The sequence below is a fragment of the Pedobacter sp. BMA genome, from assembly GCF_001027745.1.
In the GTDB taxonomy this organism is placed as follows: domain Bacteria; phylum Bacteroidota; class Bacteroidia; order Sphingobacteriales; family Sphingobacteriaceae; genus Pedobacter.
Genome location: NZ_LECU01000006.1, coordinates 930827 through 953327 on the forward strand (window position 1 = coordinate 930827; position 22501 = coordinate 953327).

Annotated in this window: 19 protein-coding genes; 14 read left to right on the top strand and 5 right to left on the bottom strand. The window is 39.7% G+C overall.

What is annotated here, in order from left to right:
• Positions 1-29 precede the first annotated feature (29 nt).
• From AB669_RS16090 to AB669_RS16115, 6 genes are all read left to right on the top strand, one after another.
• Complete coding sequence (locus AB669_RS16090) at positions 30-1001, top strand: polyprenyl synthetase family protein (protein ID WP_047800275.1); 972 nt, start codon at positions 30-32, stop codon at positions 999-1001.
• Entirely contained in the window at positions 1001-2050 is a 1050-nt protein-coding gene (locus AB669_RS16095) for a TerC/Alx family metal homeostasis membrane protein (RefSeq protein WP_047800276.1), read from the top strand. Before AB669_RS16090 ends, AB669_RS16095 begins: the two co-directional genes overlap by 1 nt.
• A gap of 162 nt (positions 2051-2212) precedes the next feature.
• The gene (locus AB669_RS16100) at positions 2213-3658 is read left to right on the top strand and encodes a M28 family peptidase (protein ID WP_047800277.1); all 1446 of its coding nucleotides are present in this window, start codon (positions 2213-2215) and stop codon (positions 3656-3658) included.
• Positions 3659-3739: 81 nt separating this feature from the next.
• Positions 3740-4027: a hypothetical protein gene (locus tag AB669_RS16105; RefSeq protein ID WP_047800278.1), complete on the top strand. Its 288-nt coding sequence runs from the start codon at positions 3740-3742 to the stop codon at positions 4025-4027.
• A 141-nt stretch (positions 4028-4168) separates the two neighbouring features.
• Positions 4169-5485 carry an adenosylhomocysteinase gene (gene ahcY / locus AB669_RS16110; RefSeq protein ID WP_047800279.1) on the top strand — a complete coding sequence of 439 codons (1317 nt, stop codon included), beginning with the start codon at positions 4169-4171 and terminating at the stop codon, positions 5483-5485.
• Positions 5486-5748: 263 nt separating this feature from the next.
• Positions 5749-6087: a DUF6370 family protein gene (locus AB669_RS16115; RefSeq protein ID WP_047800280.1), complete on the top strand. Its 339-nt coding sequence runs from the start codon at positions 5749-5751 to the stop codon at positions 6085-6087.
• A gap of 5 nt (positions 6088-6092) precedes the next feature.
• On the opposite strand, the gene AB669_RS16120 is transcribed toward AB669_RS16115, so the two are convergent.
• A complete protein-coding gene (locus tag AB669_RS16120) occupies positions 6093-7082 on the bottom strand; it encodes a polysaccharide deacetylase (protein WP_053058435.1) in 990 nt (329 codons plus the stop codon).
• Positions 7083-7141: 59 nt separating this feature from the next.
• Between AB669_RS16120 and AB669_RS22490 the strand changes: the two genes are divergently transcribed.
• Positions 7142-7264, top strand: a complete 123-nt coding sequence (locus AB669_RS22490) for a hypothetical protein (RefSeq protein WP_255352162.1) — start codon at positions 7142-7144, stop codon at positions 7262-7264.
• Here the strand turns inward: AB669_RS22490 and AB669_RS16125 are convergent.
• Both AB669_RS16125 and AB669_RS16130 read right to left on the bottom strand, forming a co-directional pair.
• Positions 7257-7637 carry a GtrA family protein gene (locus AB669_RS16125; protein ID WP_047800281.1) on the bottom strand — a complete coding sequence of 127 codons (381 nt, stop codon included), beginning with the start codon at positions 7635-7637 and terminating at the stop codon, positions 7257-7259. The two genes, AB669_RS22490 and AB669_RS16125, sit on opposite strands and share 8 nt — an antisense overlap.
• 1 nt (position 7638) lies before the next feature.
• Complete coding sequence (locus AB669_RS16130) at positions 7639-9276, bottom strand: glycosyltransferase family 39 protein (RefSeq protein ID WP_047800282.1); 1638 nt, start codon at positions 9274-9276, stop codon at positions 7639-7641.
• 136 nt (positions 9277-9412) lie between these two features.
• On the opposite strand from AB669_RS16130, the gene AB669_RS16135 reads away from it, so the two are divergent.
• The 5 genes from AB669_RS16135 (at position 9413) to AB669_RS16155 (ending at position 19022) form a co-directional block, all read left to right on the top strand.
• Positions 9413-10129 carry a pyridoxine 5'-phosphate synthase gene (locus tag AB669_RS16135; RefSeq protein ID WP_047800283.1) on the top strand — a complete coding sequence of 239 codons (717 nt, stop codon included), beginning with the start codon at positions 9413-9415 and terminating at the stop codon, positions 10127-10129.
• A 44-nt stretch (positions 10130-10173) separates the two neighbouring features.
• Complete coding sequence (locus AB669_RS16140) at positions 10174-11067, top strand: DMT family transporter (protein WP_047800284.1); 894 nt, start codon at positions 10174-10176, stop codon at positions 11065-11067.
• A 115-nt stretch (positions 11068-11182) separates the two neighbouring features.
• Positions 11183-11746 (top strand): hypothetical protein, encoded by a 564-nt coding sequence (locus AB669_RS16145; RefSeq protein ID WP_156166762.1) that lies wholly within the window; start codon positions 11183-11185, stop codon positions 11744-11746.
• A 271-nt stretch (positions 11747-12017) separates the two neighbouring features.
• On the top strand, positions 12018-14894 hold the full coding sequence (gene gcvP / locus AB669_RS16150; RefSeq protein WP_047800286.1) for an aminomethyl-transferring glycine dehydrogenase: 2877 nt from the start codon (positions 12018-12020) through the stop codon (positions 14892-14894).
• Positions 14895-15215: 321 nt separating this feature from the next.
• A complete protein-coding gene (locus AB669_RS16155; RefSeq protein WP_047800287.1) occupies positions 15216-19022 on the top strand; it encodes a TIM-barrel domain-containing protein in 3807 nt (1268 codons plus the stop codon).
• Positions 19023-19026: 4 nt separating this feature from the next.
• Here AB669_RS16155 and AB669_RS16160 read toward each other — a convergent pair whose 3' ends face one another.
• Positions 19027-19389 (bottom strand): VOC family protein, encoded by a 363-nt coding sequence (locus AB669_RS16160; protein ID WP_047800288.1) that lies wholly within the window; start codon positions 19387-19389, stop codon positions 19027-19029.
• Positions 19390-19585: 196 nt separating this feature from the next.
• Here AB669_RS16160 and AB669_RS16165 point away from each other — a divergent pair, with 196 nt between their 5' ends.
• Positions 19586-20170 (top strand): YceI family protein, encoded by a 585-nt coding sequence (locus AB669_RS16165; protein WP_047800289.1) that lies wholly within the window; start codon positions 19586-19588, stop codon positions 20168-20170.
• Between the two features lie 82 nt (positions 20171-20252).
• Here the strand turns inward: AB669_RS16165 and AB669_RS16170 are convergent, their stop codons facing one another.
• Complete coding sequence (locus AB669_RS16170) at positions 20253-21044, bottom strand: MBL fold metallo-hydrolase (RefSeq protein WP_369799769.1); 792 nt, start codon at positions 21042-21044, stop codon at positions 20253-20255.
• Positions 21045-21127: 83 nt separating this feature from the next.
• Here AB669_RS16170 and AB669_RS16175 point away from each other — a divergent pair, with 83 nt between their 5' ends.
• Positions 21128-22453: a sulfatase-like hydrolase/transferase gene (locus tag AB669_RS16175; protein ID WP_047800290.1), complete on the top strand. Its 1326-nt coding sequence runs from the start codon at positions 21128-21130 to the stop codon at positions 22451-22453.
• Positions 22454-22501: the final 48 nt, after the last annotated feature.

The following is a 22501-nucleotide window of genomic DNA, read 5'->3' on the forward strand; positions in this document are numbered from 1 at the left end:
TAAGTTTGCAATCAAAATTTTTCGACTTAATGCCGGGAATCGAACAGATCAAGAAACCTATAGCTGCTGACATTAAAGCGTTTGAAAAAACCTTTAAAGAATCTATGCATAGCGACGCACCGTTGCTGGATAGGATTACCCATTATATTGTAAAGCAAAAAGGTAAGCAAATGCGGCCAATGTTCGTGTTCTTCGCTGCAAAACTCTGTGGGGGCATTACTGAGTCCACCCATCGCGGAGCTGCACTTGTAGAGCTTTTGCACACGGCGACTTTAGTTCACGACGATGTTGTGGATAATGCTTACGAACGCCGTGGTTTTTTTTCAATCAATGCGTTATGGAAGAATAAAATTGCAGTGCTTGTTGGCGATTATTTATTGGCCAAAGGATTGTTACTCTCGGTAAACAATAATGAACACCGATTGTTACAGATTGTAAGTGAAGCGGTGAAGCAGATGAGTGAGGGAGAATTGCTGCAGGTGGAGAAAGTTCGCAAAATGGACATTTCTGAGGATCTTTATTTTGAAGTGATCCGACAAAAAACAGCTTCATTGATTGCTTCATGCTGTGCTGCAGGAGCGGCATCAGCTGGTGCTGATGATGAAACCATTGAAAGGATGAGACTCTTTGGCGAGAAGGTGGGAATAGCCTTTCAGATTAAGGATGATACGTTCGACTTTGGAACAGATGATGTTGGGAAACCTTTGGGAATTGATATTAAAGAGAAGAAAGTTACTTTGCCACTCATTTATGCCCTAAACAAGGCGGATAATGCTGAACGCAAAAAGATCATCAACCTGGTTAAAAATCACCAGGACGACCCTGTTAAAATTCAGCAGATTATCGACTTTGTGAATGCAAAAGATGGCGTTTATTACGCCAACCAGAAAATGTTGGACTACCAGAACGAAGCCTTCGCCATTTTGCATGCTTTTCATGCCGGTGAAGCCAGAACTGGATTGGAACAACTGGTGCTATACACTACAGAACGAAAAAAATAATGGGTAATGAATTACTGTTCAGTTTAGGCTTTTTATTGTTTATTGTGCTTATTCTGGCACTGGATCTGGGACTTTTCAGTCGCAAAGATCATGTAATTAGTTTAAAACAGGCTGGTATAATGAGCCTGATTATGGTCGCACTGGCCATTGGCTTCTATTTTATTCTCCTTACTGAAGGCCATCAGTTACATGGCATCAGAGATTTCGCACACTTAAAGGAGATCGTAGCCAAACATCAGCATCATATATCCCTCAATCCTGCTGATTTTGAAGGAAGTTTATCTACCTACAGGTCAAATTTAGGTCTGGAGTTTTTAACCGGTTATGTAATTGAATACGCCCTTTCTGTAGATAACATCTTTGTAATCGTTCTTATATTTTCAGCTTTTGCAGTTGAAGAAAAATACTATCACAGGGTACTGTTTTGGGGCATTCTTGGCGCAATCATTATGCGTTTTATCTTCATTTTTGTAGGTGCCGCGCTAATCGCCAAATTTGCGTGGATCCTTTATCTTTTTGGTGCATTTCTGGTTTTCACTGGTATCAGGATGTTCTTTAGTAAAGAGGAAGATGAAAAAATTGATCCTGAGAACCATCCGGTGGTAAAGTGGGCTTCTAAAATTTTTGCTATTCACCCTAAATATGAAGGCAAAAACTTTTTTGTGAAGATTGATCATAAGCGATTTGTAACGCCGCTTTTTTTGGTTTTGCTTATTGTTGAATTTACCGATTTGCTTTTCGCGGTAGATTCCATTCCTGCCATCTTCGCCGTAACCAAAGATCCTTATATCGTTTTCTTTTCCAATATTTTTGCAATTATGGGCTTACGGTCAATGTTCTTCTTATTGGTTAACATCATTCATAAGTTTCATTATCTTAAAACAGGCCTCGCAATCCTTTTGGCTTTTATTGGCGTAAAAATGTTAGGGCATACTTACCTGGAGAAAATTGGCTTCACCACCGAACATTCTTTGATTATCATTTTGGCTATTCTGGTGATCAGCATTGTGGCTTCACTGGTTTTTCCAAAGAAGATAGCGCACAAGTAGAATAGGTGTATTAATATTTCTGTTCCGGCATTGAATTATAGCATTTAAATCGGTTAAAGATAGAACAGTGCCTGTTACTGCGTTTTCAGGCAAAATATACGTTACAGGCCAATCTGTTTAACGAATTTTTGTATTTTCAACACTTCAACCAACTTAAATTTCATGAAATACCTTTTTTCAGCTGCAATAGTTTGCAGCGCATTGTTTGCTCACGCTCAGGATAATTTTGAAGATACGTTTCGACAAATCAACACCGAAGTTCAGCAGCATTGTAAGGCTTACCAAACCTTAAAATATGAAACTGAAACCATCGGCCATCGCTTAACTGGTTCGCAAAACGGAGCAAAGGCTGAACAGTATGCTTTCGATTTATTAAAATCTTACGGTTGTGAGGTGAAGTTCCAGCCATTTGAAGTGGAAAGCTGGGCTAGAAAAACAATCAGTGTTGAGATCGGCCCGGATAAAAACAGTTTATCGAAAATCAAGGCAGTAACCCTGGCGCATTCGCCTGTAAGTGCTGATGTTAAAGGTGATATAGTTGATGCGGGGAACGGGCTGGAAACAGACTATCAGGTCAATCCGGATAAGTTCAAAGGAAAAATCGCTTTAATTTATCTTGGGGTATTGCCCGGATCTCCTGCCGGGACAAAATCATTGCACCGGTCAGAAAAAACAGCAATTGCCACGAAGTACGGTGCAACGGGTGTAATTATTATCAATACCGTGAAAGATGGTGTACTGCTAACCGGCACAGCCTCAGTTACCGGTAAACTGATCCCAATTCCGGCGGTTTGTATCGGTCTTGAAGATGGAATGGCCCTAAAGGAAAAACTAAAAGGTCAGGTTCAAATTGCACGTATTGCCATGACAAACTTTTCGGGCGTGATCAAAGCGCGAAACGTGGTGGCAACATTCAAAGGCAACGAAATGCCAAAAGAAAAAATCGTTGTTGGCGGTCACTTAGATAGCTGGGATCTGGCTACGGGCGCGATTGATAACGGCATTGGCTCGTTTGCCATTATGGATATGGCGCGTACATTCAAAAAACTCAGTTTGAAAACTAAACGGACTGTAGAATTTGTATTGTTTATGGGTGAAGAGCAAGGTTTATTGGGATCAAAAGCCTATATCGATCAGGCGAAGAAAGATAAAGATTTGGGACAGGTTAAGTTCATGCTTAATTACGATATGACAAACGATCCGAAAGGCTTCTCAACATCACGCTCAGAAATGAAAACATTGTTTACTGCCTGGGGAGCTGATATTGTAAAGATAGATACAGGCTTTAAAAATTTATTTAATGCCGGTGCAGGCTTACATAGCGATCATCAGCCATTTATGTTGGAGGGAATACCAACAGGGGGTGGTTTTGGAGGAAAACTACCAAATAATTCAGGTCCGTTCTATCACTCAGATGGCGACAGTTTTAAATTGGTAGACGAACAACAGCTTAAAAATACTGTCCGCTATAGTGCAATGCTTACCTATGCATTGGCAAATACACCTAAAATTCCCGTTAGCGTTCAAAGTGAAGATGAATTAAAAGCTTTTCTGGAATCCCAGAACCTAAAAGAACCTTTGACTATTGCAGGTGAATGGAGATGGTAGCAGGAATGAATTAGCTTGGGATTGTAAATTTTATTTGCGCTTGATTATAATTTTATTAGATTCGGGCAAACAAACTAAATCATGAAGAAAACGCTAATTAATGCTCTTATTGCTTTGACAATCACATCGTCTCTGAGCTCATGTGCTACTGTATTCGGTGGAAAGGTTAATCAGGCACAAAGAACTAAACCACTTCCCGGCGAGCCATCTCGTCCAATCAGACCTGTTGCTTTAATAGCAGATATTCTGTTATTCTGGCCGGGAGCTATTGTTGATTTCGCTACAGGCGCAATTTACAAACCAGGCGGTAACGGAGTATCCAAGCCAGCAACAACAACTGAAACACCAAAGGCAGCAAACCAGGGTTAATATTAAGGCTTTCCAAACAGGAAAGCCTTAATTATATCCAACCTTTCTATTTTACATTCCGTAAACCACCTTGCTCTTTTAATTATTTGGGTTTAACGTGTGGATAGAGTAACTTTGCATCACATTTAAAAACAAGAAATTATGTCATCAGTAGAGACAACCTATATCCCTTACAAAGTTAAGGACATTTCACTGGCAGAATGGGGCCGTAAAGAAATCGAATTAGCCGAAGCAGAAATGCCAGGTTTAATGAGTTTACGTAAAGAGTTCGGTCCATCGCAACCGCTTAAAGGTGCTCGCATTGCAGGCTGTCTGCACATGACTATCCAAACGGCTGTATTAATCGAAACATTAACTGCGCTAGGTGCTGAAGTTACCTGGTCATCATGCAACATTTTCTCAACACAAGACCACGCCGCTGCTGCTATTGCTGCTGCTGGTATTCAGGTTTATGCATGGAAAGGTTTAAACGAAGAAGAATTCGATTGGTGTATTGAAAAAACTTTGCACTTCGGTCCTGAGCAACAGCCCTTAAACATGATTTTAGATGATGGCGGCGATTTAACCAATATGGTTTTTGATAAATATCCTGAGCTGATTGCAGCTATTAAAGGTTTATCGGAAGAAACTACAACTGGTGTTCACCGTTTGTACGAAAGAATGAAGAACGGAACGTTGCATACACCTGCAATTAACGTTAACGATTCGGTAACTAAATCTAAATTTGATAACAAATACGGATGTCGTGAATCGTTGGTAGATGCGATTCGTCGTGCAACTGATGTAATGATGGCCGGTAAAGTAGCTGTTGTTTGCGGTTACGGTGATGTGGGTAAAGGTTCAGCAGAATCTTTAAGTTCACAAGGCGTACGTGTAATCGTTACTGAAATCGATCCAATTTGTGCTTTACAAGCTGCAATGGAGGGTTATGAAGTTAAACGTTTAGACACTGCAATTAAAGAAGCTGATATTGTTGTAACGACTACAGGTAACTGTGACATCGTTCGCGAAAAACACTTCCGTGCATTAAAAGATAAAGCTATTGTTTGTAATATCGGTCACTTCGATAACGAAATCGATATGGCTTGGTTAAACGGTGCTTACGGCGATACTAAAGTCGAAATTAAACCACAGGTTGATAAATATACTATCGATGGTAAAGATGTAATCGTTCTTGCCGAAGGCCGTTTGGTTAACTTAGGTTGTGCTACAGGCCACCCAAGTTTTGTGATGAGTAACTCATTCACTAACCAAACTTTGGCTCAGTTAGAACTCTGGACTAATACTGCTGCTTATGAAAACAAAGTGTATACTTTGCCTAAGCATTTAGATGAAAAAGTTGCCCGTTTGCACTTAGAAAAAATCGGTGTAGAATTAGAAGTGTTAGATCAACACCAGGCCGACTACATTGGCGTTCCTGTTGAAGGTCCTTTCAAAGCAGACGAATATCGTTACTAATCACTTCTCGTCATTGCGAGTAACAGCTTGCCCCGACCATTCGGGGAAGCAATTTCATTGATGATTCGTTTAAAGGGATGTGCAAAACTGCACATCCCTTTTTTGTTTACAAGTCATCCTGAGCTTAATGGTAGTGCTTCGGAAATTCAGCCCTGCTGTTCACTTGACCGCGTTGCACTTCGTGTTCGTTACCGTCAGGTTTATTTAACAAATATTTAGTTTTCCTTGTGCTGACGAAAACATATATTTGAAAAAATATCAAAATGAAAAACTTACTATTTGCACTATTCCTATGCCTGTCCGCAACACAGATTCATGCTCAGGCATCCACTAAAAAGGATCAGCAACCCAAGGTTATCAATAAACAGAAGGTAGAGATTGCATGTGGCGAATGCCAGTTTAAAATGAAAGGGAAAGACTGCGAATTAGCCGTCAGAATTGATGGTAAGTCATACTTTGTTGATGGCAAAGGAATCGACGAATTTGGCGATGCACACGGTAAACATGGTTTCTGTAATGCAGTAAGCAAAGCCGAGGTAACCGGAGAAATCGTTAATAACCGTTTTAAGGCAAAAGAAATAAAATTATTAACCAAAGGGTAGTAAAGTTATTCAAATTCCTTTTCCAGGCCCTGTCTCAAATCAAATAGCAACCATTGCCTGTTCTTAACATCAGCTTGTTTGCTTTTCAATAGCTGAATAAAATCCTTTACGCCAATTTCTTCATTTCCATTGCCGTGGATCAATATAATGCTGCCTGCATTTGCCTGTTGACCTTTAGCTAACCAGGCGTCACTTCCAATTGGGATGTAACCATACCCTTCAACTTTTTGGACTAAGGTTTTATCAGAGACCAACCCGGGGAAACGGAAAAAAACGGACGGTACCAAGCCATTTTTTAGCATGAGCTTTTCATTTTCCAACACCTCAATATCCAAATGAGTGCCGGGAGCGAGTAAAAAGTTTTCCGATAGCGGAAGGCTGTTTACTTCATGATTATACGTATGGTTTACCCAGGTAATATTTAATTCCTTTTTCTTTACCAAACTTTTAAGCCAGTTCAAATCATCCTCATGCTTCAACATCCATTTCCCTGATACCGAAATAGCCACTGGAACCGGCTGTTCTGATTTCTTAAATTCATCAAAAACTGATTCAAAGATAATTCTGTCGAGCGGCTTGTGTGAAGGGCACAAATCGATAGTAAGCGCTATACCTGTTTCATTCGGAATCGAATGATCTATACCTGCATTCTGTAGTTGAATATCTTTTGCCGCTGCCGCCTCTAAAGATTTTACGTAAGGCGTGTTTTTAAAAATGGCCATAACATTGTTCCACTCCAAACTTCTTAATGAATAGTTGCTGGCAATATCTATTCTGCTCTCGAAAGTATGCGGGTTTATCAATAATAAGTATTTCTGATTATTAATCTCAAAACTCCTTGTTGAAAGAAAGGTAGCCATGTCATTGTTCCCTTTCCTCGCCAGCGCATAATTAATCTTATAACGCGTTATATCATTCATATCCTGAGCAGAGATATGCTTATTGAAAGTAAAGCTTAAAAAAAATATGAGCGCTAAAATTTTAGATAACTTCATTGTTCCTTATTTAAAATCTTTCTAATTTATCTTAAAAATTTTATCTTTACAAGCAAGGCATGAATAAAGAAAAAGTAAAATTATGGTTCAAAAGGGTAGGACTGGCAGGCTTCCTGTTTTTTCTGATTAAAGGAATCATATGGCTTGTAGTGTTCTACTTTATCGGCAAAAACGTTACCTGAAGGTAAACAACATATTTGCCAGAAAATTCCATACAAATACAATTAATATCGCGAAGCATTTGGCGACATAAAAGTTAGTACCATTTTTGCGCTGGTGGAACAGATAAATAATAAAAGTGTTTAAGCCCAGTCCAATCAAACTTACAATTAAAAACTTGCTGAATTCAGTTCCCCAGTGGGTATTAGTACTTTGAAAAGTCCATACACGGTTAATCAGATAATTATTCGTTACCGCAAGTGTGAAGCCAATTGCATTAGCAATATACTTATTAACTTTAACCTTCTCCTTAAATAACCAGGTAGCCCCGAAATCAATTGCCATCCCAAGCAGGCCTGTTAATCCAAATTTTATAATTCGAAGTAATAAATCCATTTTAAAGTATTTTAACCAGAAAGAAATGTTCTAACACTTCTTTTCTCGTTTTTAAATTTAGGAATTTGGGCGTCAATTTAGTGGTGTGAAAATATTCAAAGTCTTTTAATACTGCAGTAGGGTACTTAGATTTTAAGTTTTCCATCTCCCTTTGATCAACAAATAAAATCCGGCCCTTTGCGTTTACTTTTTCCAGTTCCTTATAACTCCACAAATATTGAGGCTCCCCATTAGCGTAAAAGTCAAATGAGTAAGCGTCGCGGTAAAGAAAAACCGTCGATACAGCCTCTGGATAATTTTCTTTCAGCCACTGGCCTGCCTGCATACCAGCCTCATATTTTAAAAGCGCAGGATAAAAGAAAGAGGAGAAAAAGATCATTAATCCAGCCGACGTAAACACGCTTCGGCCAATCAGTGTTTCGGTTTTTGACCCTTTAAAAAGGATAAATGAGGCAATCATGAAAACGACTATCATTGCGATGGCAGCGTAATAATTGTCAAATTTAAAAAACAGGGTCAGAATAGTGAGTATCCCCACGATTAAAACTGCTATTGTGCTTTGAATGCCGGTGAAGATATTCAGCGATTTTCCTTTAAGTTTTTGCAGGTAACAAGCAGTGATAATTGCAAACTGCGGTAAAATAATCAATATATAGTGAGGCAACTGAAATTTAGATAATGAAAATAATAAGAAAGTAATTGCCGCACTTGCCCAGATGAATATACTCTCCGCAGGTAAAGCACTCCTGCTTTTCTTTTTAAAAAGTGTAACAACTGCCGTATAAAACAAAACTGACCAGGGTAAAAAAGCCCACAAGGTGGTATGCAAAAAGAATGAGATATCGCCTTTTCCTTTAATTGGGCCATTATTGAAAAACCGTCCAAACTGGCTATCCCAAAAGAAAAATTTAATGCCCGAAACCCCCGTAGTTCCGAAAACGATTTTTTCGGGATGTAGGTCAAACTGAATGTATAGCGTATAAAGTTCTGGAATAATGAACACCAGAATCAATATAATGGCTATCCACCACTTCAGTTTTAGCAATTCTTTCCATTGTTTGGTAAGTAGCCAATAGATGATAAATCCACCAAACACCGGAATTAATACAAAAATTCCCTTTATCATAATGGCACATGCAGCAGAAAGAGAACCTGCAACAATATGCCAGAAAGTAGATTGATGTGCTTTATAATAATGATATATTGCACCTAAAGTGAACGTAGTGATATAGACTTCCGCCCGTACATCGAATGTTGATATCAGGATGTGCAGTGCACTTAGAAAAATTAAAGCACTGATCAATCCGGTTTTTTCGTCGTAAATATCTTTTGCCAGTTTGTAGAGATAGCCTGCTCCAATCAATCCGAATAAAAAAGATGGAAGCTTGTAGGCAAACGCATTAATGCCAAATATCTTGAAAGATGCCGCCGCTAACCAAAATGTTAAATGGGGTTTGTCTAACCAGTCTGCACCCCTAACATAAATATTAATCCAGTCGTTTCTCAACACCATATTTTTAGCAATGGAAGCATATAGCGCCGAATCGGGCTCCATAACGCCGCCCAACAATGCCAGTGAACTTACAATTGCGATGGCGGCAATTAAAATTTTATATAGTGTAGTATCTTTGATATTCATTTATAGCATTCATTCTATCTTTCTCTTCCTCTCTTCTCCATGCCCCCAAACCTCCTGTTACGGCAAATATGAGCAAAAAAAAGTCAAATTTTTTTAAGGCTTTAGATTAAAAGGAGCAAAGCCTTATCTTTGTTTCATGACAAAGTTATCGGTAAACATTAATAAAATTGCTACACTGCGCAACAGCCGTGGAGGTAATAATCCTGATTTGGTTAAAGTTGCCCTTGATTGTGAGCGCTTCGGTGCACAGGGAATTACCGTACATCCCCGTCCCGATGAACGCCATATCCGATACCAGGATGTTTATGATTTAAAAGCAGTTATTGCTACCGAGTTCAATATCGAAGGCAATTGCCGCGAAGATAAGTTTGTTGACCTGGTTTTGGCTAACAAACCAGCACAGGTTACCTTAGTTCCCGATGCCGAAGGTCAGATAACAAGTAACCACGGATGGGATACCCTAAAACATAAAGACTACCTCAAAGAGATGGTTGCTGTTTTTCAGAAAGAGGGAATACGGGTTTCTATTTTTGTTGATCCGGTTGTGAACATGGTAGAAGGTGCGGTAGAAACAGGAACAGACAGAATAGAATTGTATACCGAAGCTTATGCCCATAACTATTTTTCCGATCGCGAGAAAGCCGTTGTCAGTTATATTGCGGCGGCACATCATGCCAATAAATTAGGCCTGGGCATTAACGCCGGGCACGATCTGGATTTGCACAATTTGCATTATTTCGCACAAAGCATCCCAGGTCTACTGGAGGTTTCCATTGGTCATGCCCTAATCAGTGATGCACTTTATCTGGGTTTGGAAACAACTATCCAAAAGTATTTACAACAACTGGCTTAATAAGCTGAAAGACTTTAAACAATACGGTTATCGATAAAAATAGTATGCTGAAAGGAATTCTCCTTGTGTTTTTCGGTGCCTGTAGCTTCGGTATCCTGTCTACGTTTGTTAAACTGGCTTATCATGATGGCTACACGCTCGGTGATGTGACGGGTGCCCAGGCATTTTTTGGAGCAGTAATTTTATGGATCTTATTTTTCTTCCAACGCAGAACTTCTGGATATAAAAACAAAAAGCGTTATCGCATCACACCTTACTGGAAAATGATACTGGCAGGAACCTGCACCGGTTTGGTCAGTATTTTTTATTACCAATGTGTAAAGCTGGTACCTAATTCAGTTGCCATCATTTTATTGATGCAGTTTATATGGATGAGTATTTTATTGGATTTTATCATTTATAAAAAGAAACCATCTGCACTTCAGCTTGCTGCGGTTTTTCTGGTTTTAGCCGGAACCGTACTGGCCAGTGGAATGGCAGAATCTAATATAGCTGATTTGAACCTGAAAGGAATTGGTTTTGGCCTGTTGGCTGCGGTTTCCTACGCAGGCTTTCTCATGTTGAGCGGACGGATTGGAAATGAATACCCGCCACTTCAGAAAGCTGCGCTCATGATCACAGGAGCATGCATTTTAATTTTTGTACTTTTTCCTCCGGCTTTTATTTTTAACGGAGCGCTTAGCGGAACCCTGTTAAAGTGGGGGGTGATCATCGCGGTTTTCGGCACCGTTATTCCTCCATTGTTTTACGCCGAAGGTGTACCTAGAATTGGAACTGCATTAAGCTCCATATTAAGTGCTGCCGAATTACCTGTTGCCGTAATGATGGCAGGATTTGTACTGCAGGAACAAGTATCTATCCTCCGATGGCTAGGTGTTTGCGTCATTTTATCTGCGATGGTTCTGCCAAACCTTAAATTCTTAAAACGACCAGCTTAGTTTTTTAACTACTGGTCGCACTATAAGATCGGCAATAAAATATTACTTCGAAACACTTTTCTTACTTTGCGGTTTAAACTAAAATTAAATACCTTTAAAATATAACGCAATGGCCATGAAAAAAATCACCACTTATATCCTATCTCTTCTGATCATTGGCATCGCCGGATGCAAAACTAAAACCACCATCAATCAGGATCAGGCAGGGGAAGTGATTATTGATTACCTGAAAGCAAACCCTGAATATAAAACAACACGTTTCAACTTCGGCGAAATTAAGTTTAACAGTACCAACGATATGTTCGAGCTTGGTAAATACAAAACCCTCGCCAGTAAAGGGCTGGTTGCCTTAAATTTGAAAGAAGCAAAAAAGAAATTTCTTTCTAAAGACAGTAGTTTCGTTTATCAGATTACACTAACAGAAAAAGCCAGTCCCCTGGTATTAAAACAAGATAAAAATAAAGCAACTGTGAAAGTACTCGAATATGCACTGTCGGATGAGAAGCCGGTAAATTTTGAGCAGGTTAACTCCAGTACGGCAAAAGTTACCGTATCATTAAAAATGGTCACTACCGATTTCGAACCTTTCGATAAGGATGCGAATAAAAACAGCAACTTCATTACCAAAACTTATAAGTTAAAATTAAGTAAAGATGAGGGCTGGAAGGTACAGCCCTAGGGACCCACTTACCGCTTAATACTGCCAATAATACTGTACATAAAATTTGTTAGAGGTATTAACAGCAAACTTTAATTTTTAAATAATCCCTGCGTTCCGAATAAATACAAATACCAGCATAATGTACTCGCAACAGGTGTGCTATCTACCATTAAAAACGACCAATTTTGTCGCTTTTAATATCCGGATAATAGACCTTTTTTGCATTGGTTTATAGCGAAATACCTGTTCGTTTTTCCTACATTTGCACGAAATTTATTATTCATACCGCATGAGCTTAAATATCCATTACAAAGAGGATTTTCAAAATCGTCATATTGCTCCTAATGAGGCTGATACAGCTGAAATGTTGCAAACAGTTGGCGTAAATTCTATTGATGAGCTAATTGAACAAACAGTTCCACCGGCAATCAGATTAAAACAGCCATTAAATCTGCCTGCAGCAAAATCAGAAACTGAATATCTGGGTGCTTTAAAACAAACTTCATTGCTAAATAAAGTTTTCAAAAGCTTTATCGGTCAGGGTTACTATGATACCATCACACCAGGGGTAATTTTACGTAACGTATTCGAAAACCCGGGATGGTATACCCAATATACACCATATCAGGCAGAAATTGCTCAAGGTCGCTTGCAGGCGCTGTTGAATTTCCAGACCATGGTTATCGACTTAACCGGAATGGAAATTGCCAATGCATCACTTTTAGATGAAGGTACAGCTGCCGCCGAGGCAATGTTTATGCAATACAGTACGCGTAAAAACCAGGCTGCTAAAAAATTCTTCGTTTCAGAGCTGCTTTTCGCTCAAACCACCGATATTTTAAAAACCCGTGCTAATCCTTATGGTATTGAAGTGGTAATTGGTAGTCATTTAGACTTCGTTGCCACCGAAGATTTCTTCGGAGCTATCGTTCAGTATCCTGCTAGTAATGGTGAAGTATTTGACTATAAAAACTTTGCTTCAGAGTTACACAATCAAAATATTAAATTAACAGTTGCTGCCGATATTCTAAGCTTAACACTATTAACGCCTCCGGGTGAATGGGGAGCGGATATCGTTGTAGGTACTACACAACGTTTCGGTATTCCGATGGGCTTTGGTGGCCCACATGCGGCTTTCTTCGCTACTAAAGAAGAATACAAGCGTTCAATCCCGGGTCGTATTATTGGCGTAACCATTGATAGTCATGGTGATTACGCATTGCGTATGGCTTTACAAACCCGTGAGCAACACATCCGTAGGGATAAAGCAACTTCAAATATTTGTACCGCTCAGGCCTTACTGGCCATTATGGCCGGCTTTTATGCAGCTTATCACGGTCCCAAAGGATTGAAAGCCATTGCAGAACGTACACATGGTTTGGCTGTAAGCTTAGCTTCAACCTTAAAAAATCTCGGATACGAACAATTAAACTCAGCTTATTTCGATACAATTCGTTTTGATTTAGGTGATTCAAAAGGTGGGATTCACGCATACTGCCTGGATAACGAAGTCAACTTGAACTACGTTGGAAATACCGTAAGCATTTCGGTTGATGAAACTACAACTTTTGAAGACATCACTTTAATAGCTAAAATCTTTGCCAGAGCAAAAGGTATTGCAGGAGATCAGGTCGAAGTGGTAGAAGATGTTGAAACTGTTATCCCATCGGCACTACAACGCAGTTCTGCGTATTTAACGCACCCGATTTTCAATTCGCATCATTCTGAACATGAAATGTTGCGTTACATCAAATCATTGGAAGCAAAAGATTTATCACTTTGCCATTCAATGATTGCTTTGGGTAGCTGTACTATGAAACTAAATGCAACGGCAGAAATGATTCCGGTTACATGGTCTCACTTCGGTCGCATTCACCCGTTTGCACCTGCCGATCAGGTATTGGGTTACTATTCTGTTTTCAATGAGCTGGATCAATGGCTGAGTGAAATTACTGGTTTTGCAGCCATGAGCTTACAGCCTAACGCCGGTGCTCAGGGTGAATATGCTGGTTTAATGGTTATCCGTGCTTATCACCACGATAGGGGCGACTACCACCGTAATGTAGCGCTAATCCCTGCTTCTGCACATGGTACGAACCCTGCTTCCGCAGCTATGGCCGATATGAAGATTGTAGTGGTTAAATCTCTTGAAAATGGTAACATCGATGTTGAAGATTTAAAAGCAAAAGCAGAATTACATAAGGATAATCTGTCATGTTTGATGGTAACCTATCCATCTACACACGGGGTATTTGAAGAAAGCATCATCGAAATATGCGAAACTATTCACGCCAATGGCGGACAGGTTTACATGGATGGTGCAAATATGAATGCTCAGGTTGGTTTAACAAGTCCGGCTAATATCGGAGCAGACGTTTGCCACTTAAACCTGCACAAAACTTTCTGTATCCCTCACGGTGGTGGTGGTCCGGGTATGGGCCCGATCGGTGTGGCGAAACACCTGGTACCTTATCTTCCTGGTCATGCCGTTGTTGATATCGAAAAAGGTAAATCAATTTCTGCAGTTTCATCTGCACCATGGGGTTCAGCATCAATCCTGATCATTTCTCATGCTTACATCGCAATGATGGGTGCTGAAGGATTAACCAATGCAACAAAGTATGCGATCCTGAATGCAAACTATATGAAAGCCCGTTTAGAGCAGCATTATCCTGTACTTTACTCTGGTGCCCAGGGCCGTTGTGCACACGAAATGATTTTAGATTGCCGTTCTTTCAAAGCTTTTGGAATCGAAGTAACTGATATTGCAAAACGTTTAATGGATTATGGCTTCCATGCTCCAACGGTGTCATTCCCGGTTGCTGGTACGCTAATGGTTGAGCCTACTGAATCTGAGCCTAAACATGAGCTTGATCGTTTCTGTGATGCATTAATCGCGATCAAAAAAGAAATTACCGAAGTGGAAAACGGTACTTTAGATAAAGTGGATAACCCACTGAAAAATGCGCCTCATACCGTTTCTGTGATTACTGCTAACGAATGGGATCATGCTTACAGCCGTCAAACTGCAGCTTTCCCACTTCCATATGTTCTGGAACGTAAGTTCTGGCCATCAGTAGGTCGTGTTAACGATAGTCACGGAGATCGCTCATTAATCTGTGCCTGTCCACCGGTTGAGAGCTATCTGGAAGAGATCGTTCCATAAATACATCTATCCGTAAATGCCGGGCGGCTTTTTCAGCCGACGAAGCAATCTGATAAAATAAGTCATCTGCAAGTTTTGTGAATTTAATTTCATAAAGCTTGCAGATTTTTTTTGGCATAAACTTCCGTAACGATCAACCCGGTTTAAGAATGCGCAGCGTCTTCGTGCAATCTGCGCAAACGTTTTCGTATCATTCTCATTACTGCGATGAGATGGAAAAGCTTTTAGTAATTTTATCTAAGTGAGATAAGTTTTTAAATCAGCGCATTTAAAGGTCTTTCTAACACTTTTACAATTCTGAACACGAAAAAACCCTGAATAATGACTAGCCAGTTTTCAAGTCGCAAATTAAAGTATTCCATTTTATTTGTTTTTACATCTCTCTTTCTGAGCAATTATGTTCATGCTCAAGACATCAGGAAAATTAATTCCACTACTGTCGGGGTATCACTTAATAATGGTCAAAAATTAATTTTAGATTTCTACGGCAGTAATATTTTTCGTCTTTTTCAGGATCAGTCAGGAGGCATGTTACGCGATCCTCAGGCTAAACCAGCAGCAAAGATTCTGGTAGATAACCCTAGAAAAAGTGTTTCGGATTTAACTGTAAGCGAAGAAAAGAATGTTGTGCTTATTTCTACAAGCGAAATAAATATTCAGCTTGATAAAAATACATCGTTGTTAAAAGTATTTAATCAGAAATCGAAAACGTTGGTTCTGGAAATGTTAAAGCCTGTCGCAATCGAAGGAAACCATGTAGTGCTAACCCTTAAAGAAAATACCCGGGAATATTTTTATGGTGGAGGGGTGCAAAATGGTCGTTTTTCCCATAAAGGTAAGGCAATTGCCATTGAAAATCAAAACAGCTGGACGGATGGGGGAGTAGCGTCTCCAAACCCCTTTTATTGGTCTACCAATGGCTACGGTTTGATGTTCTACACCTTCAATAAAGGTAAATATGACTTTGGGGCAAAAGAGAAGGGGGTGGTTAAATTAACGCACGAAACAGATTATCTTGATGTTTTCGTAATGATTAACGATGGCGCAGTTCCGCTTTTGAACGATTTCTATCAGCTCACAGGAAATCCGGCTTTGTTACCCAAATTTGGATTTTATCAGGGGCATTTAAATGCATACAATCGTGATTACTGGAAAGAAGATGATAAAGGTATACGCTTTGAAGACGGTAAAAAATACAAAGAGAGTCAGAAAGATAACGATGGGATTAAAGAATCGCTTAACGGGGAAAAGAATAACTATCAGTTTTCTGCCCGCGCAGTAATAGGCCGTTATAAAGCACACGACATGCCATTAGGTTGGATACTTCCTAATGATGGTTACGGTGCAGGCTATGGACAAACCGAAACTTTAGAAGGAAATATTCAGAATCTGAAAAGTTTCGGCGAATATGCCAGAAAGAATGGCGTAGAAATAGGCCTCTGGACACAATCCGACCTCCATCCAAAAGCCGGTATTAGTCCGCTTTTGCAAAGAGATATTATTAAAGAAGTAAAAGATGCAGGTGTTCGTGTGCTTAAAACGGATGTGGCCTGGGTCGGAGCGGGTTACTCATTTGGCTTAAACGGTGTAGCTGATGTTGCAAAAATCACTTCTTCCTATGGCGGCAACAGTCGGCCATTCATCATTTCTCTTGATGGCTGGGCAGGTACTCAACGCTATGCAACCATTTGGAGCGGCGATCAAACCGGTGGCGTTTGGGAATACATCCGCTTCCATATTCCAACCTATATTGGCTCAGGCTTATCTGGACAGCCAAATATTACCTCTGATATGGATGGTATTTTTGGCGGTAAAAATCCGGTAGTCAACATCAGGGATTTCCAATGGAAAACTTTTACACCAATGCAGCTGAACATGGATGGATGGGGTACAAATGAAAAATATCCACAAGCACAGGGCGAATCAGCTACGTCCATTAACCGTAATTATTTGAAACTAAAATCCCAGCTTATTCCATACACCTATAGTATCGCGAAACAAGCAGTTAATGGTTTGCCAATTGTAAGGGCCATGTTTCTGGAATATCCCAACGATTACACTAAAGGCAAAGCAACGCAATATCAATACTTGTATGGCCCGTGTTTTTTGGTGGCGCCAATTTACCAGTCTACGAAAACAGATGATAAAGGCAATGATATCCGCGATGGGATTTATTTACCTGAGGGGACGTGGATAGATTATTTTACAGGCGATAAATACGAAGGAAACCGGATCATTAATAATTTCGACACACCGCTTTGGAAACTTCCCGTGTTTGTGAAGAACGGAGCAATAATTCCTATGACGAACGCCAATAACAATGTTTCCGAAATCGATAAGAAATTACGGGTGTTTGAATTTTATCCGACAGGTAAAAGCTCATTTACGCTATATGATGATGATGGTGTAACTGAAGCATATAAATTGGGAAAAGGCACATCAACATTAATTGAAGCCGCCGTAAGTGATAAAACAGCTACAATTAAAATTGCTGCAACGACAGGAGATTTTAGTGGATTTACGAAAGAAAAATCAACTGAACTTAAGATTAATGTAACTGAAAAACCGAAATCTGTATCTGCAACAGTCCGGAAACAAAACATTAAACTGAAAGAAGTGAGTACTTTGGCCGATTTTTTAAAAGCGGAGAATGTTTACTATTATAACCCTGCGCCCGACTTTAATCAGTTCGCTACAAAGGGAAGTGACTTTGAGAAGGTTCTAATCGTTAAAAACCCTCAGGTTTTGGTAAAACTCGCCCCAGTTGATATTACTGTTAATACAACTTCAGTAGAGATTCAGGGATTTGTATTCGCACCGGTAGATAAACAAAAGGTTAAAACTGGCGGCTTGTCCGTGCCGCAAAATGTAAAAGTAAGTGATAAAAATAACGGGGCATATACCTTAAAACCAGAATGGAAAACGGTAAGTAATGCCGATTACTATGAGATTGCTTTCGGTGGAATGAACTATAGTACTATAAAGGATACCACATTAATGTTTGATGGCCTGAATCCTGAAACGGACTATTCTTTCAAAATCCGGTCGGTAAATAAAGACGGATATTCTGACTGGGCAATATTAAATGCAAAAACAAAGCCCAATCCCCTGCAGTTCGCTATTCATGGTATTGTTGCCGAAACTACAGCAAAAAATCAGGAAAGCGAAGGCATTGAAAATCTTTTCGACTTTGATGAAAGTAATCTGTGGCATACAGTGTGGGGCACCAAATCAGTTCCCTTTGATATGATAGTGGACCTGAAATCGATTAATCAGCTGGAGAAACTTAGTTATTTACCCCGCTCAGGCAGAGGCAATGGTGTTTTGTTAAAAGGAACGGTTTATTATAGCAACGATAAAGAAAACTGGATTACAGCCGGAACTTTTGAATGGTCAAATAACGGCGATGTGAAGTCATTTATTTTTAATGGTCAACCTGTGGCCCGGTATCTTAAAATTGAAGTTACCGAAGGTGTGGGCGGTTTTGGCTCGGGTAGGGAGTTGTATGTTTTTAAGGTTCCGGGTACAGAAAGCTATTTACCGGGAGACATCAACAACGATCGCTTAATAGATAAGAACGACTTAACTTCATACATCAATTACACCGGTTTAAAAAAAGGTGATGCCGATTTCGATGGCTACATCAGTAATGGTGACATCAATAAAAATGAGGTTATTGATGCTTACGATATTTCAGTTGTAGCCACACAGCTGGACGGCGGTATTAAAAATTTAACCGCCGGAACAGTGGCAGGTAAGCTTGAACTTAGTGTCCCTAAACGAAATTATGCAAAAGACGAACCGGTTGAAATTACAGTGAAGGGTATTAATTTAACTTCAGTTAATGCGTTAAGTTTTGGCCTCCCTTACAATGCACAGGATTTTGAGTTTGAAAGTGTAAAAGCAGTTAATACCGAAGGTATGGAAAACCTAACTTATGACAGGCTACACACCGATGGCAGTAAAGTGCTTTACCCAACGTTTGTAAATGTTGGCAATAAAGAAACCATTAACGGAACTAAAGATTTATTTATCATTAAGCTCAAAGCGAAGAAGAAACTTAGTTTTGAACTTAAAGCCGTTAATGGTTTGTTAGTGGATAAGAAATTGAACTCCGTTAAGTTTTAACTAATTAACTGAAAGTTCCAAAATGCCACAAAATCCCTGATGGGTCGTGTAAAAAACATTCGCTTCCCCAGTCCTCTTTTCTGACTGGGGATATTTTTACCCCTTCATATTGGTCTGGCAAACCAAGTGCCGAGAGCGCCTCATAAAACTGGTTAACGTCATTCACCTCCATAAAAATCATCGTGTTGTCAACCCAGTCCTTCACATAGGCATCTTGCAGATAAAAGGCCATTTCCCCGCTTTTAAAAACCGACATGGTGGTGCCTAAAGTCGTTTCTTCAAAACCTAGGTCCCGGTAGAAACTTCTCGATGTTTCAAAGTCCTTGGCGCCGATAAACGGGCGGATTGATTTTGCGTAGTGATTCATGCCTTAAAATTAGCTAATCTTCGCCATGATTAAAATTTATTTGAATGATTTAAAGCGCTCATTAAACCTCAGCATATTTTTGCTGTCAATAGCATGAATTTAAATAAAACGGGTTATTTTTAAAAAACTTAACATAGGTCAATAACAAAGGCCCGGCCTTAATCATATATTTGTATCATAATTTAAAAACCAGAAAATGAAATTAAAAATCTCTTCAATCTTTTTGTTAGTTGCAGTTGTGTCATTATCAGCTTTTACAACTATTAAACCAGTTACTTATACTGTTGACGCAGCAAAATCAACCATCACCTGGATTGGTAAGAAAGTTACAGGTTCTCACAACGGAACAATCTCTCTACAATCAGGAACATTAAATGTTGATGGTAAAAAAGTAACAGGTGGTACTTTTACTATTGATATGAACTCTATCAAAGATGCTGATGGAAGCGCTAAATTAGAAGGTCACTTAAAAGCTGACGATTTCTTTGGAACAGCTAAATTCCCAACTGCAACATTCGTAATTACCAAAGTTACTGGTTCAGATGCAAACTTAACTGTAACAGGTAACCTAACAATTAAAGGTATTACTAAGCCATTAAGCTTCCCTGCTTCTGTAACAGTTAACACAGATGGTACGGTTTCAGCTTTAGCTGGTAAAATCACTGTTGACAGAACTAAATATGATATCCGTTACGGTTCAAAATCATTCTTCGATAGCATTGGCGACAAAGCAATTGACGATAACTTCGAAATCGGCGTGAAATTAGTAGCAAAAAAATAATTTCCACTTGATGGGAAAACAAAAAGCGCTCAATTTATTGAGCGCTTTTTTTGTGCTTATAATTTAAGCTCCGGTCTCTATCCTATCTGATTTTAAACCCACCTTCAACCTCGTCTACAAAACCTGTTGCGGCGCTTTTACCATGGTAAAACAAACATTCCCAGTTCTCTTCCGCTGCGCGCTTGCCAAACACTTTCCTTAGTTCCATCGCCTTGCGTCCATCAAAATCATATTTTGCAATAAAATTTTTAACCAGCTCTTCCGGCTCAGGCAAAACATCACCACCAAAAAACACCTTCTGATTGCCTTCCGTTAACAGAAAAACCTGGTGATTCGGACAGTGCGCTCCCGTGAATTCAAAAGAAATTGTTTCATCCAGTGAACCGTCGCCTTCTACAAAATGCAATTGTGCATTGCGCTGCACAAATTCAAAAATATCAGTATGATATGATGAGGACGTACTACTGAAAGCCGTTTCCCATTCGCCACGGTTAATCACATATTCTGCATCAGGAAAACTCAATTCTGTTTTATCCCCAAGCTTATGGATCATACCACCAGAGTGATCATAATGCAAATGAGACATCAGCACCTTCGTTATATCTGTAGGGTCGAAGCCTGCATTACGGATGTTTTTATGCAAAATCAGTTCACCATGGTCATCACTGAAACCCAATCCCGTGTCAAACAAAACCAGATCATTTTTTAACTCAACCAAAAATGGTTGAACATTGATAAATAAAGAACCAGGACGGTCTTTAAAACTATGTATGGCAGAATCAAATGGAACAAATTTCTTTGTTGCATTAACCGAATAAGTTCCTTCGAAAAGAGTGTGGACTTGCAAAATATCGATGTTTTTAATGTACTGCAAAGTTAACAATCTATTTATTTAATCGTTTTGTTAAAATCAGTCATGTTTTATTTAATATCGTTTATGATGATTAAATTGGTGGCATGAAAAGGATTTTTACATTTCTTATATGCTCTCTGCTATTCATCAGTTTTGTCATTGCTCAAAAACGACCCAATGTTATTCTTGTCCTTGCCGATGATATGGGCTACAGCGATCTTTCATGTTACGGAAATCCTTTAATCAAAACACCTTTCCTGGATGGCATGGCTGAGAAGGGAATCATGGCGACAAACTTCGTTACTACATCGCCAACCTGCACACCGTCAAGAGCATCCCTTTTAACAGGCAGGTACTGCAGCCGGATGGACTTGCCCCGCCCGATTGGCCCCGGTGATAAACGCGGGATCTCTGAAGATGAAGTCACCATTGCACAAATGCTAAAGCAAGCTGGCTACCAAACCGCATTGATTGGTAAATGGCATCTTGGTGATCACGGCGCCTCATTGCCTAACAAAAAAGGTTTCGATCAATTCTTCGGAACACTGTATAGTCACGACTACCGCTACCCTTATGTTAAAACGGATACGACAATCAAAATCTTCAGAAATGCAAAACCCGAAATATACAAACCCCACGACAGTATACTAACCACCTCATACACTCGGGAATCAATCAAATTTATAAAGAAAAGCACTGAAGCAAAAAAGCCATTCTTTCTATACCTTGCCCAGAATATGCCTCATCTGCCTGTTGCTTTCGCTGCGCAGAAGTTCAGGACAAAACACTCGTCGGGAGGTGAACTTGGCGACGTTATTGAAGATATGGACGAAGGTTTGGCACAAATCTGGAAACAGGTCGTCGCATCAGGCCAGGCCGATAACACCATTTTTATTTTTACCAGTGATAACGGCCCCTGGATTAATGCACCGCAACGCATGTATGATGATGGTTTCACCAGATTTTATCATGTGGGCACAGCTGGAATATTTAGAGGCTCAAAAGGAATTTCCTATGAAGCCGGACACCGCGTGCCCTTCATCATTTACTGGAAAGGCCATACCCTGAAAGATAACCAATTCTCAAAACCTTTCTCTAACCTTGATGTTTTGCCCACACTCGCAAAATGGACAGGCTCCAGACTGCCCGCTCATACACTCGACGGAGAGTCAATAGCAGGTCTGCTTACTGTTAAAAATTTCAATAAAGCCCATCGTCCGATTTACTACCACAATTATGTGCTCGAAGGGGTTAAAGATGGCGACTGGAAACTCCGCTCTACAAAAAACGGAGAGCAGACGCTAATGGAGCTCTTCAATCTTTCATGGGATCCCTCAGAACGCGTCAATCTTATTGATGATCCGAAATACGCAACCCAAAAAGCCAGTTTACTTAAACTCCTGGCGGAATATCCTGGAAATAAAAAATAAATTAACATTCTGAAATAAAGCGCCTCACTTTCGCAGCTACTTAAATTG